The 12,165-nt window shown below is 34.8% G+C and carries 19 protein-coding genes and 1 tRNA gene; 5 read left to right on the top strand and 15 right to left on the bottom strand.

The features are described 5' to 3' along the window. Window positions 1-78: 78 nt before the first annotated feature. Both CC92_RS0112745 and CC92_RS0112740 read right to left on the bottom strand, forming a co-directional pair. Entirely contained in the window at window positions 79-336 is a 258-nt protein-coding gene (locus CC92_RS0112745) for a hypothetical protein (RefSeq protein ID WP_029502526.1), read from the bottom strand. Between the two features lie 5 nt (window positions 337-341). Then, a complete protein-coding gene (locus CC92_RS0112740) occupies window positions 342-554 on the bottom strand; it encodes a hypothetical protein (protein WP_029502527.1) in 213 nt (70 codons plus the stop codon). Between the two features lie 319 nt (window positions 555-873). Between CC92_RS0112740 and CC92_RS0112735 the strand changes: the two genes are divergently transcribed. Further along, a complete protein-coding gene (locus tag CC92_RS0112735) occupies window positions 874-1,083 on the top strand; it encodes a hypothetical protein (protein ID WP_029502528.1) in 210 nt (69 codons plus the stop codon). On the opposite strand, the gene CC92_RS0112730 is transcribed toward CC92_RS0112735, so the two are convergent. After that, entirely contained in the window at window positions 1,080-1,445 is a 366-nt protein-coding gene (locus CC92_RS0112730) for a hypothetical protein (RefSeq protein ID WP_029502529.1), read from the bottom strand. The genes CC92_RS0112735 and CC92_RS0112730 overlap by 4 nt on opposite strands. Window positions 1,446-1,577: 132 nt before the next feature. Between CC92_RS0112730 and CC92_RS0112725 the strand changes: the two genes are divergently transcribed. Continuing rightward, on the top strand, window positions 1,578-1,889 hold the full coding sequence (locus CC92_RS0112725; protein ID WP_029502530.1) for a hypothetical protein: 312 nt from the start codon (window positions 1,578-1,580) through the stop codon (window positions 1,887-1,889). A 129-nt stretch (window positions 1,890-2,018) separates the two neighbouring features. On the opposite strand, the gene CC92_RS0112715 is transcribed toward CC92_RS0112725, so the two are convergent. Both CC92_RS0112715 and CC92_RS0112710 read right to left on the bottom strand, forming a co-directional pair. Further along, entirely contained in the window at window positions 2,019-2,213 is a 195-nt protein-coding gene (locus tag CC92_RS0112715; protein WP_029502531.1) for a hypothetical protein, read from the bottom strand. Window positions 2,214-2,233: 20 nt separating this feature from the next. Further along, on the bottom strand, window positions 2,234-2,461 hold the full coding sequence (locus CC92_RS0112710) for a helix-turn-helix domain-containing protein (RefSeq protein ID WP_029502532.1): 228 nt from the start codon (window positions 2,459-2,461) through the stop codon (window positions 2,234-2,236). A 177-nt stretch (window positions 2,462-2,638) separates the two neighbouring features. Between CC92_RS0112710 and CC92_RS21705 the strand changes: the two genes are divergently transcribed. From CC92_RS21705 to CC92_RS22205, 3 genes are all read left to right on the top strand, one after another. Continuing rightward, entirely contained in the window at window positions 2,639-3,064 is a 426-nt protein-coding gene (locus CC92_RS21705) for a helix-turn-helix domain-containing protein (RefSeq protein WP_242841334.1), read from the top strand. 69 nt (window positions 3,065-3,133) lie between these two features. Next, complete coding sequence (locus CC92_RS0112700; protein WP_029502534.1) at window positions 3,134-3,604, top strand: ImmA/IrrE family metallo-endopeptidase; 471 nt, start codon at window positions 3,134-3,136, stop codon at window positions 3,602-3,604. A 124-nt stretch (window positions 3,605-3,728) separates the two neighbouring features. Then, entirely contained in the window at window positions 3,729-5,189 is a 1,461-nt protein-coding gene (locus CC92_RS22205) for a recombinase family protein (RefSeq protein WP_029502535.1), read from the top strand. On the opposite strand, the gene CC92_RS0112690 is transcribed toward CC92_RS22205, so the two are convergent. The 10 genes from CC92_RS0112690 to CC92_RS0112645 form a co-directional block, all read right to left on the bottom strand. Beyond that, window positions 5,171-5,244, bottom strand: a tRNA-Met gene (locus CC92_RS0112690). The genes CC92_RS22205 and CC92_RS0112690 overlap by 19 nt on opposite strands. A gap of 104 nt (window positions 5,245-5,348) precedes the next feature. After that, complete coding sequence (locus tag CC92_RS0112685; protein ID WP_029502536.1) at window positions 5,349-5,648, bottom strand: FtsB family cell division protein; 300 nt, start codon at window positions 5,646-5,648, stop codon at window positions 5,349-5,351. Further along, window positions 5,635-6,264 (bottom strand): spore cortex biosynthesis protein YabQ, encoded by a 630-nt coding sequence (yabQ, locus tag CC92_RS21700; protein WP_051650676.1) that lies wholly within the window; start codon window positions 6,262-6,264, stop codon window positions 5,635-5,637. The genes CC92_RS0112685 and yabQ overlap by 14 nt, the downstream gene beginning before the upstream one ends. Window positions 6,265-6,278: 14 nt before the next feature. After that, window positions 6,279-6,563, bottom strand: coding sequence for a sporulation protein YabP (gene yabP, locus CC92_RS0112675; protein WP_029502538.1), 285 nt, complete (start codon window positions 6,561-6,563; stop codon window positions 6,279-6,281). A 103-nt stretch (window positions 6,564-6,666) separates the two neighbouring features. Next, on the bottom strand, window positions 6,667-6,906 hold the full coding sequence (locus CC92_RS0112670; protein ID WP_012198166.1) for an RNA-binding S4 domain-containing protein: 240 nt from the start codon (window positions 6,904-6,906) through the stop codon (window positions 6,667-6,669). Window positions 6,907-7,083: 177 nt separating this feature from the next. Next, window positions 7,084-7,359: an HU family DNA-binding protein gene (locus tag CC92_RS0112665; protein ID WP_012198165.1), complete on the bottom strand. Its 276-nt coding sequence runs from the start codon at window positions 7,357-7,359 to the stop codon at window positions 7,084-7,086. 427 nt (window positions 7,360-7,786) lie between these two features. After that, complete coding sequence (locus tag CC92_RS0112660) at window positions 7,787-8,500, bottom strand: MazG family protein (RefSeq protein ID WP_051650677.1); 714 nt, start codon at window positions 8,498-8,500, stop codon at window positions 7,787-7,789. A gap of 23 nt (window positions 8,501-8,523) precedes the next feature. After that, window positions 8,524-10,299 (bottom strand): carbohydrate-binding domain-containing protein, encoded by a 1,776-nt coding sequence (locus CC92_RS0112655; RefSeq protein WP_029502540.1) that lies wholly within the window; start codon window positions 10,297-10,299, stop codon window positions 8,524-8,526. A gap of 361 nt (window positions 10,300-10,660) precedes the next feature. Beyond that, window positions 10,661-11,665, bottom strand: a complete 1,005-nt coding sequence (locus tag CC92_RS0112650; RefSeq protein WP_029502541.1) for a patatin-like phospholipase family protein — start codon at window positions 11,663-11,665, stop codon at window positions 10,661-10,663. A gap of 171 nt (window positions 11,666-11,836) precedes the next feature. Continuing rightward, window positions 11,837-12,160, bottom strand: a complete 324-nt coding sequence (locus CC92_RS0112645) for an MGMT family protein (protein ID WP_029502542.1) — start codon at window positions 12,158-12,160, stop codon at window positions 11,837-11,839. Between the last annotated feature and the right edge of the window lie 5 nt (window positions 12,161-12,165).

The following is a 12,165-nucleotide window of genomic DNA, read 5'->3' as shown; positions in this document are numbered from 1 at the left end:
GATAAATGCTATAATATTTATAGGATTTTTATTCAGCATTTAACCGAGAGCCATAGATTGCAGTCTATGGCTCTTTTTTTATCTGTACTTGTCAACGTACTGCTCCAGCCACCTTTCCTGCGCCCTTAATAACCTGTTTGTTAATTGGTTATACTCTGCTGTGGCTTTCTCTCTGTTATAATCGTAGTAAATCATGAATATATCATCTTCATGCTTACCCTCAATCTTAAAGAAAACATTTTCCCCTTGATCTAATTCTGCTCGTAACTCCGCATTATGTATTGCCCTTTGCTGACCGTCCCATGTCTTTACTGTTATAGTGGCATTATTTCTCATTCGGATTAAGCCTCCTTACTAAAACCAGTAACTTGTCCATCTTCAAGGATTACTTGCTTTCCTTTTGCTTTATAGAGAAACAAACATTCTCCTACCGTATATTCCTTCAAGTCCTCATGTTCCTCTGCTGCCTCTTCATCACTTACGAACTTTTGTGCTGTAAAAACTACTAATACATACAGACTACCTATAAATAGTAGAATACCAGTAAATATCATTCTCCAATCACCTGCTATAGCAGCAAACATAACTAACAATATAGATAAAATACAAATTGATGCTAGAAAGACTGCTATAATTCCTTTTACTACTTCACCTAGTTTCGCTTTTATGGTTATGCACCTCTCTTTCTTTCCATAAATCTTTCAAACTTGTAGCACATCTATCACATGGTTTTTGTGATAATGTTTTTTCTTTATGTAAACAGTTTCTACAACTCTTTATCATTACTTCTACTCCTTATTGTAATATTTTGTCGTTTCCCCTATAATGTACTTACAGGTGTTGCACCACCAAGTACATAGGAAAGGAATACTTATGGATATTAATTTTTCAACTCAAGATGCACTATTTATTTACGGAACATTTAAAAAGAAAGTACAACAACTTGAAGAAATAAAAAATACTCCGGGTTGTCCTTTTTCAGATACTGATATGAAAAAGGAAATTAAGTTATACACTTCTATTATGGATAAGCTTAAAGATGCGGTCCCAGGTTTAGAAAAATTAGATAGTTTCAGCTTTTAATTTGATGCGCTTTGGTTGATTGATTCTTCCAAGGCGCTTTTCCAATCATCTAACTGTGTTTGTATTGGAGTGTACTCTTCAATATTTAATAAATATGTTTTGTTTCTAACTTTTACAGCTCTAATTATTGACGATCTTTTTCTTAAAAGTATTGAAATCAATATCTTTAACATCACATTTAGCCCCACTTTCTTATAATCATTCTTAAATTTAAGAGCTTCTTCGTAACTGTCAAACAAGTCTATCCATACATCACATGTCCTTGTTTCTGTACAGCCATTCTTATCCTCTGGATTTGCATCTCTTACCTTTGCTACGATTTTCCCATTGTTAAATACTTTTGCTTCTACTGCATATCTCATATTCTTAGATCCTCCTTGTTTATCATTTTTTATTTTTATTCTTTATTCTCTCCACTCACATTTTGGTATTTTATGGTACAATCTTCTTACAGGCTATTCCCGTAGCCAAGTATTTACGAAAGGAGATGCTCTATGAATACATGCAAAATTTGTAACCATGAATCGGAGTCAGAGTTTTTTAATGATGAAATTGGAATCTGTCATTCCTGTTCCTTAATTTTAGAAAGCAAAGTCAACGCTTTACAACATGCTGTATCTACATTTCAAGAAAAAGTAAATTCATCAAATGATACAGATGAAAAGATTACCTATCTCAAACTTATTCTTGATTACCTATACGAGTATAAGATTCTTTACTACGATAATGATGTTGACGTATTGGAACAGGACGTTGATGATTTGATTTCTGATATTATCGACTGTATTGCGGATGTAAGAGTATAATCTAGCTATTTCCTTTCTACCAAGCAATGAGACTCTTTTGGGTTTCCTTGTTTGGTAGAACTTCGAATTTCTTTCATATAATCTAAGAAATTTTGTTTTATAGTTATTCTTATATTTATTTTTTTCACATCATCTCCTCCCCATCTTCTCTCTCGCTTCTATCTCTTCTTTTGTTGAGAATAAAAAGTTAAACTCTCCGTCTTTATTCTCTATGAGAGCCGCTACAAAGTTTCTTACGGACATACCAAGTACAGCTTTAGCAAGTACCTCTACAGGTACAACATTACTTTTATCAACTATTACTGTTATATTTGAGTTATTCATATGTACTCCTCCTCTACACCTTATCCCGCCTTTTGCGTTTCCGTAACTTTTTCAGCAAAAAAAATTTCCATCGGGTCTTTTAAGTTTAAAAACTCCTTTAATTTCTGAATCTCTTCCCTGTAAAAATCACTCTCACCATTCATTTTCCTATACAATGTTGCTGGGTTGATTCCAAGAAAACTTGCTACTTCTTGCACTGTTTTTCCACATTCTTTTATTTTACCTAAGAACTTTAGCCTATCAAACATTAAATTTCTCCTTTCTTGCGTTTACGTAACTTAATCATAGCATTGTATTTTTTTATTGTCAATACGTAAACGCAAACTATTTTTACTTTTTCGCAACTTCCTATTGCAAATATGCAACAATCATGTTACTATAAAATAAAATTAGAAAAGAGTGGTGAAAATATGGAATTTAAGGATATGATCAATCAAAGGCGTACTGAACTAAATATGACAATGGAAGAGTTGGCCAAGTTAACAGGAGTTAGTACACCAACTATACAGAGATATGAAAGCGGAGAGATTAAGAATGTACGACGTGATAAAATTAAATTATTAGCAGATGCTCTACAATGCTCACCAGCATATTTAATGGGTTGGGAAGAAAAAGCCCAAGAACAGTTCCATCTTACACTGTCAGAGCAGTTACACCTAAATAAATATCGTTCCATCGATGACAAAGGCAAGCATACAGTAGATACCATACTAGAAATGGAGTACCGTCGTTGCAATAAACCCTATCTATTGGTTAACGCTGCACACGCTATAGAAGATGCAACACAAGATGATTTAGACTTTGATGAAGAGCTTATTAGAAAAGAACTTGAATCACAAAAAAATGATTAATAATTAAATAATATTTCACTATGGATTAGTCAAATGACCTGTAAAGTAACTGGTAATGGAGGTTTTTAATTGGAATACGAAGAACTTTTAGATGAAGCCTTTAGTATGAAGCTAAAAATTAAAGAAGTCCCACTCCGTGGTAATAAAGGAAGAATAATAGATAATCATATTTATATAAAATCGGATATGATAAAATCCGAAAAACTTACAACACTTGCTGAAGAAATCGGACATTATGAAACTACCGTTGGTGATATTCTTAACCAAGATATTTCTAATAACGTAAAACAAGAGATTAAGGCTCGATATTGGAGTTATGATAAGTTAATTGGCTTACATAGAATAATCGATGCTTATAATGCACGCTGCCTTGATAAATTTGATATTGCTGATTATCTAAATGTCCCTTTAACTTTTTTAGAGTCTTCAATTTCATATTATCGTAGTAAGTATGGTTGCTGCATTCCTTATCGCAACTATATTATATTTTTTGACCCATCTCTAGCAGTACTAGAGAAAATTGATTCCTTTAATGATTAACAAAACAAAAACCGCCTTCTTTCGAAGACGGTTATAAACATTATACCAGTTAAGATATAATATCACCCACAAACTTATTATATCATTCTTTACTGGTTGATACAATATCCTGGAGGTAATTGATATGATAAGAGCTGCTGAATACGCTCGATATAGCACTGATAATCAAACAAGCAATAGTATTGAATATCAGTTTTGTAAAATTCGTGAATACTGTCTAAATAACGATATTGAAATTGTAGCTTCTTTTTATGATGAAGCTAAGAGTGGAACTAATTTATCGCGTGAAGGCTTCCAACAGATGCTAACTGCTGCACATCGAAAAGAATTCGATGCAGTAGTAATTTATGATGTAACTAGAGGTAGCCGCGATGTTGCCGATTGGTTTTCTTTTAGAAAAGAAATGAGAGCACTACGCATTAGCGTAATATCTGTAGAAAATAATTTAGGTGATCCGCTAAATCCAAATGATTTTTTAATTGAGCTTATGAATGTAGGCTTAGGACAACATCAAGTACTTACGTCCAGGCAAAAATCTATTGATGGTGTAGCTGTAAAGGCAAGAGAAGCTGTTTTTCTTGGTGGTATAGCTCCATTGGGCTATGATATTGTAGAAGGTAAATATGTAGTAAATGAAATGGAAGCCGATATCGTTCGTAAAATTTTTGATCTGTATGCTTCCGGCAAATCATATAATCAAATTCTTGATACACTTAAAAATAAAAAAGGTAAAAGAGGTCGCCCCTTTGGTAAAAATTCAATACAATCAATTTTATCTAACGATAGATATATTGGTACGTATACGTGGAACAAACGTATTTGCAAACAGCTTAGAAAGTGGGCTGGTGGTGTTCCAAATCCGAAGGTTATAAGACTTGAAGGCGCTATTCCTGCCATTATAGATGATAATACGTGGTGTTCATGTCAACGAAGACTTAATACACCAGCTTCTAATGCTCGTAATACTGCCAAACGCGAGTATTTATTGTCTGGACTTATTAAATGTTCCTCTTGCGGTTCTTCTTACGTAGGACACGCTTCTACAAATCAGAGAGGATATGAAAATATATATTATGTTTGCAGTAACCGCAAACGAACACGAACTTGTAAATCTCCGAATATTCCGGCCAAAATAATAGAGCCTTTTGTACTAGAGAATTTAAAAGAATTCCTGTCAAAACTAGATATTGAATTTGTCGTAGACTATATTTACAATACCTATAAAGCTATGGTTCCTAATCTTGATAAGTACCAATCAGAGCTCTTAGATATTCAAACTAAGATAAAAAACGGTATGGATGCCATATTGTCAGGAATAGATATTTCCGAACTCAAAGAAACACTCCTGCAACTTAAGGACAGAAAAAAAGAGTTGGAGAATATTATATCATCTTCAAACTCTAGACTTATACTTGATAAATCAAGACTTACAATGTTTGTTAAAAAACAATTTTCTAACTGGGAATATAAAAATGATACCGAATTAGTTAAGTCTTATATTACTGGCATTGTAATAATGCCAAACGGAGATATTGAGGTATCCGTAGGTGTCGCACGCACGGACAATAGCGAAGGAGGGATTTGAACCCCCGACACTACGGGTATGAACCGTATGCTCTAGCCAACTGAGCTACTTCGCCAAAGTGACAAAGCAAATTATAACTTGTTTTGTTTTTAATGTCAATATGTATTTTCATCCATTTTCAAAAAGAAAAAGGCATCGTATATTATCGATACCTTTTCTCTAATTTTTATTTTCCTTTTCCGGTTCAAATATAATCTCATCCGGATAAACTAAGCCAAGTTGGGATCTAGCAACATCCTCTATGTACTTTTTCGTTCCTGGATATAGCTTACTTTCCTCAATTTCTTTCGCTCTTTCATTCTCATCAGAAATCTGCAGTTCTAACTCAGCCTTTTTTTGTTCTTTTGCGCTGGCTCCTTCTTTTAATTCTGTTGATTTATAAAGCACTACAACACAAATTATCATAACCATCAGCGCCGTCAATCTTAAACCGCTTCTTCTCTTCCTATTCCTTCTCACTTATCTCACCTTTTTCCTGTGGTTGTGTGATTAACTCCAAAACACCACGTGGACGTTCTACTTTTGGTGGAGGTGCTTCCTCCACTTGTTTCTTTTTCTTTATTTTAACCTTATCTACGTACTTTTTCAATCGTTTTCTAATACAAGCTTTGAAAACATTAATTCTTTTTTGGACTTTTCTACCAATAAAACGTCCAATTTTTTCGACTTTCCCTATAAGAAAACGAAATAGCTTTTTTGTCTTTGATATTATAAACATTATCGGCGAAATTAATAGTTTTAATAACATCAATATACAATTTTTAATGAAAAGTGTAAACTTCGTTCCACATAAAACAATCAGTGGACTAAAGATCTTTTGATACAAAGCCATGCTAAGAACCATAGCAACTGTACTGTACCATCGAATCATTCCGTCATTTTGCAGATACATCATTCGAAAAATCAAAATGCCCGCCACAATCCAGAAACAGATATCCTCTATGCCAATCATTATTTTCCCATGATAAAAGGTATTCCGGAGAATTCGTAACAAGTCATACATTAGAAACAATAAGATTCCCCAATAGGATGCTGCCGCAAGATATCGAAGTTCTAAAAAGATGGATGTATTCATAAGCATCCCTCCGTTTATTTAAATAATCTCTTAAGAACGGATTCTCCTGACTTCGTAAATCCTTTTAGCTCAGAGTAAACAAAACTGTCCACATGACCAGTGATATCTACTTCCCCTTTCTCAAGGGTCAGTCTACCCATATGCAGTTCACTACCGCGAATCATCAAAATACCCAAATCAGTTTCTAAAATAATTTCATGATCGTCAAAGGAACGAACGTCACGAACACCTGTAATTTGCGCTTCCTTTCGATCATTTAAGTTCAAATGATGCTTTTTTATTTGTTTGCTATCTTCCATATATGCTCCTCATTTCACCTAACCCTGCTATTATCATATATATGCATGGACGTTATTGTGAAGAACTACGGAAGTAATTCTAGGTCAAATGTATCGAGGTTAACTATAAGTATTTATAGAGTTCCTTGGCATCATCCTTTCGTGTTGTCTCCTGGACATCCAATACCTCAACACGAACTGCTTTACTTCCAAAACCAATCTCTATAATATCTCCAACCTTAACATTTGTGGAGGCTTTTGCTGGTTTATCATTGATTAAAACCCTGCCTGCATCGCAGGCATCATTTGCTACTGTTCTTCGCTTAATTAGCCTTGATACCTTTAAATATTTATCTAATCTCATACTAACTCCTATCTGCGTATTTTAGCACGTATTATAATCAATATGTTGAAAAATAATTTCTAGATTTCAACATAACTAGGAAAAAAGGCTGTTTTGAAGAATCCCTCAAAACAGCCTATGTTCATATGTTTACCAGAACAACTATAACTTATAGAAGTTCGCATTGTAAGCAATCTATTACTTGTTGATAACGTCTTTTAATGCCTTGCCAGCTTTAAACTTAGGTGCTTTAGAAGCTGCAATTGTAATTGTCTGCTTTGTTTGTGGATTTCTACCTGTTCTTGCTGGTCTAGCAGATACTTCGAATGTACCGAATCCAACTAATTGAACTTTCTCGCCTTTTGTTAATTCTTCAGTAACAACATCGATAAATGCCTTTAATGCCTTCTCTGAATCCTTCTTGGATAACTCTGTCTTTTCTGCGATAGCTGCAACTAATTCTGCTTTGTTCATGGATAAACTCCTCCTCTAACGTATTATTAAATATAGTTTTTTCACAAGCGGAATTGATTTTAGGTCCGTCTTGTATCACGCTTCCCCATAATTGAGTATTACTCTTTCTCGGGCAACTAGGTGAACCATGGTAGGTTTTTCTTCAAAAATCACCTTCAATCTATTTATAAACTTATTAGGGCAATTTGTCAAGGAATTTTCTGCATTTATTTCCAAAATGACAGAGTTTTTTGAAGAAAAAAGCCTATTTCTATCTATTAGAATTTTTTGGTGGTCGATTGAGTCTTAAATTGGCTATTTTTATAGGCATAAAACCCTATTGATAAATTTTCACACAATATACAATCGAGATAAATTTACTGCAGTATAGCATTCATTAGAGGCTTATTTTCCTCTAATTATTTCCACTTTTATAGTGTAAAATTAATTAGTGCATATTTGACTCTAATTTCGATATCTCATCCTGGATTTTTTCAGTTAAACAGGATTCTGCATCAATATTTAAAGCCAACCCTAGGTTACTCAAAGTATACAAGAAATCCCCATACGCCTTTTTTTGCTTCTCTAACAAAGCTCCCTCTTGGCATAAGGTTTGAAGCTTTGTTGCTTCGATGTGTAACCGAGAAAACAACTCTTCTTTAGTATAAGCCATATTTCTAATTTTATTGCTTTTTTTTACTATCTTTTGTGCTCGTAGCAAAGCTGGAAAAGAAATTGGTACATGTAACGTTCCAGACTCCACAGTTTTCCCCTTCTTTTCTTCTTTCTTAATTTCCTCCCAGGTAGTTAAAACACCTTCGGAATCTTCCACTATAGCATCACCAAAAACATGGGGATGCCTTCTTACCATCTTTCGTGCAACTTCATCAATAACTTCCTCTACCGTAAATAAGCCTTCCTCTTTCGCGATTTGACTATGCATAACTACCTGTAATAAAACATCTCCTAACTCTTCTCTTAAGTTATCATAGTCCCCACTCTTGGTATACTGATTGATTCCATCCACAACTTCATATGCTTCTTCAATCATACAATTTTTTAAACTATCATGCGTTTGTTCACGATCCCATGGACATCCATTTTCTGAGCGAAGTCTCTCTATAATATCGCAAAATTCTTGAAAATCATACTCTGTCTTCATATCCTTTGTTCCTTTCTATTATCCTATTCAATTATCTCATCAAGTAGCTGTCTATCAGGTTTTTTTAACTCACCGTACGTAGTTAAGGTTCCGTTTATTGTAACATAAGCCTGATCTATCCCCTCCTCATAAGCTTTTGGAGTATAGATATTCATAGCTTCTTTCGGCGTTGTGTTTCCACCCGTAGATAGTGTATAGCTTTTTCCTTCTTCCAAAAGTGGGCTACTATATACAATCGACTGATAGGACTTGGAGGGTAAATATGCCATAACTGGTATTCTGTCCTCTCCTTCCAGTAAGCAAAGCAAAGTTTCCTCTTCTATTACTTCCTCTAAATTAAGCAATAAAGAATTTTGTTTTGATGTGTTAGAAGGTGCCATCGCCATCTTACGACTTCCAACTGCAAGTAGTGTTCCACCACTTATTTCAAATACACCATCGTAATCTATGGCTCCATTTGCATGATTGGTCGGTCCTTCAATAATTAAAGTGCCTCCTGTCATTGTTGCAGATCCATTGATATCGATACCGTCACCACCAGCATAAACAGTTACGGTACCGCCTGAGAAGGACAACATCCCTTCTCCTTCCATAAAACTATCTTCTTCCTCTTTTGAATTTTCTTTATTACCATCCGAACCGCCAGAAACATTGATACCATCATCCGTGGATACAATATTTAATTTTCCACTCTTTATGTGAATCATAGAACCTTCGATTCCCTCATAAGAGGATGTTATCGTAATATCTGCCATTGCGATAGAAAGGGATCTATCTGCATGGATACCATCATCTCCAGAAGCTATAGTAAAAGTTCCATTTTTAATCGATATACTACCATCACTATGAATCGCATCTTCTTCACTATTAAGAGTAAAAACACCATCTTGAACCACCAGATTTTTATCTGCTTGAATTCCATCTTGCTTCGAGCTTATCACAAACTCGCTACGATTCATAAAAATCAGACCTTTTGAATTTACAGAGTCATTGCTTGTACGAATTCCATCCTTTCCAGAGGTTATTTTCATCTTCGCAGCATCAATGAGTACTGCTTCTTCACCAATAATTCCGTGAGCCACAGAACGAATCTCATAGTCCCCTTCTACCATTTTTAAAACGCCTTTTGAAACTATGGCATTTTGATTCATTGCATTCATCACAAGCCTCCCTGACCCATTCAAGGTTAAGTCAGATTCGCAATATATTGTGGCCTTCGTATTACTTAAACTATTATCCTCTGATATGCCATCTGTTAGCACATTCCTTGTCCCTGGTACTAAGCTAATCATAACTTTACCAGCCTCCTTGATATCAATAGGAGCGCCTTTTTCACAGTGGATGATTGCGTCCTTTAAAATCAAACGAACCAATCCGCCTGTCTTTTCCTCTACCACGATTTGACCGTCTTTTAACATGCCAAATACAACATAAGTACCCGGTTTACTTATGCTAATTATATTATCACTGACAAATGCACCTTCACCACTAAATACGATAGAGCTTTCATTTAATTGAATATAATTTACTTCTCTTTCATTATAATCAGTATAATAGTCCCCTGAATCAAACGAAAGCCCTTCCTCTGACAAATCCTCTGACATATTGTTAATAAAAGACTCTGGTGTGTTCTTTAAAGAATCCTTTGAGCCCTCGTCTCCAGAATTCTGTTCCTCTTTTTGGTTTTTATTCGCTTCTTCCGAATCTAACTGATTGGAAGAAACTTTACTGCAACCAAAAAGCAACGTTGCAATAAGTAATATGCTTATCTTTAAGTAGATAGAATGACTATTTCTCATCATGTCCTCCAAATCCATACTAAAGTTCCACAAAACAAAATAGCATGATTCTTAGTGTCAATACGTTTACTTTAACTAGTTTGATAGAATCTATCAACTATAATTTTCTCCATGATTAGGAAAATCAAACATTACCCCAACTTTCCAACCAATACCTTCCTCACCTGTTTCCTAATATTATCGCAACATTGTACCTCTCTTAATAAAGAAAAGCACTCGAGTATTACTATTATACAGAATAAATATGTAAGAAGTTTGTTCCTAATGTGAACAATTCTTTAAATTTAAAAAATGCTAAAAGAAGAATACTGCCTCTTTTAGCATTTTTATAGTTTTCTATTACAAAATCTCTAAAACGTATTTAGAATACCAAGTTGTCATTATCTCTTTCCATTACTAAACGTTTCGCCATCTCATCGATACGATATTTCTCCCTATTTGCTAGCTTTTCACCATATAGGGTTAGTTTGTGTACTGCTTCTTTTGAGTAATCATCCATCTTTGGTATCTCTTCTTCTGTATTTAACACCATACGGTAATAATATTGCTGATGATTGACGGATTTATAGATTTTTTTCAGTTGATAATCTACTGTCTGCTCACTGGCATCCATAAGGATATCAAAGATCGGCACTGCCCATTGTATGAGTCCAAATCTACGGACTTTTTGATATGTATAAGACTTCGTATTCTTTACATTTCCAACAGATAGACAGATGGTATCACCAATTCCATCACATCCCGGTAGTTTCATTGCCTCGATTAATGCACAAAGTGCTGGATTATTTGAAAAAACTCCTCCATCAATTAAACAGTTATAGCAATTATCCTTTGTGTGAAAGCAGCTTGGCGGAAAATAGGTTGGTGCTGCTGTTGATGCTAGGATAGCATCCCTTAATAGATAGTTTCGATTTTCGTCCTTTCTTCCTGTCACAGAATTAAAGAAAACTGCACTTCGAGTCATTGTATCATAAGAAGTCATTAAACATGGTTTTCGTAGACTTCCTAAGGTTGCATCACCAAAATACTTTACTAACATCTCCTCTAAATTCTTATTCGTATATTTGGGTCCCCAAAAAGGATAAAATTTTTGTTTCTTAAATATGTACTCTCCGTATTCGTAATAGCAATCTACTACTTCTTTTGCCGAAAATTTTGATTCTCCCCGTTCATTTGGAAACAAATAAAGTGCTGTCAAGATTGATCCCGTACTAGTACCTGCAATCAAATCAAAATAGTCTGCAATCCTTGCTTTATAATTATTGCTATGATATTGTAGTCTATCCTCTAAGCTACGCAGCAAAACAGCGGAGACAATGCCTTTCATTCCTCCGCCGTCAATTGCTAGCACTTTTTTCTTTGACATGGTCCATCACTCCTCCTCAGATTTAGTAAACTATATGCTAAGAAGGAGAAATCCATGTATGATACACAGGTTTTCTTTTCACTATACCTTAAGATTTCGCAGTATTGCTTATAATCTATAATGCTTACAGCACCCACGGAACTCTATAAATAACTTGTACTACACCTGCTTTTAGAACACTAACTTTGCCCAACGAGATACTTCCATATCTACACTTCCATCCTCCAGAAATTCTACTCCTTCTTTCTGAAGTAATTCTATCTGACGATTTTCTCCACCAAAGGCAAATGCTTTCGAAGCTTCTCCTTTCGCATTTACTACACGATAACACGGAATCATGTCCGGATCTGGATTGACATGCAAAGCATAACCAACCACCTTTGCTAGGCGTCGATTGCCAGCAAGTGCTGCTACCTGTCCATACGTAGCAACCTTTCCATAGGGGATCTCCTTAACTACCTCGTATATTCGTTGAAATGTCGTAAGTTCTTCCACGGTTA

Origin of the sequence: Lachnoclostridium phytofermentans, assembly GCF_000733755.1 — a bacterium.
GTDB classification, from domain to species: domain Bacteria; phylum Bacillota; class Clostridia; order Lachnospirales; family Lachnospiraceae; genus Lachnoclostridium; species Lachnoclostridium phytofermentans_A.
Note: the sequence above shows the minus strand (reverse complement) of the source record. Positions and strands in the feature narration are given on the sequence as shown.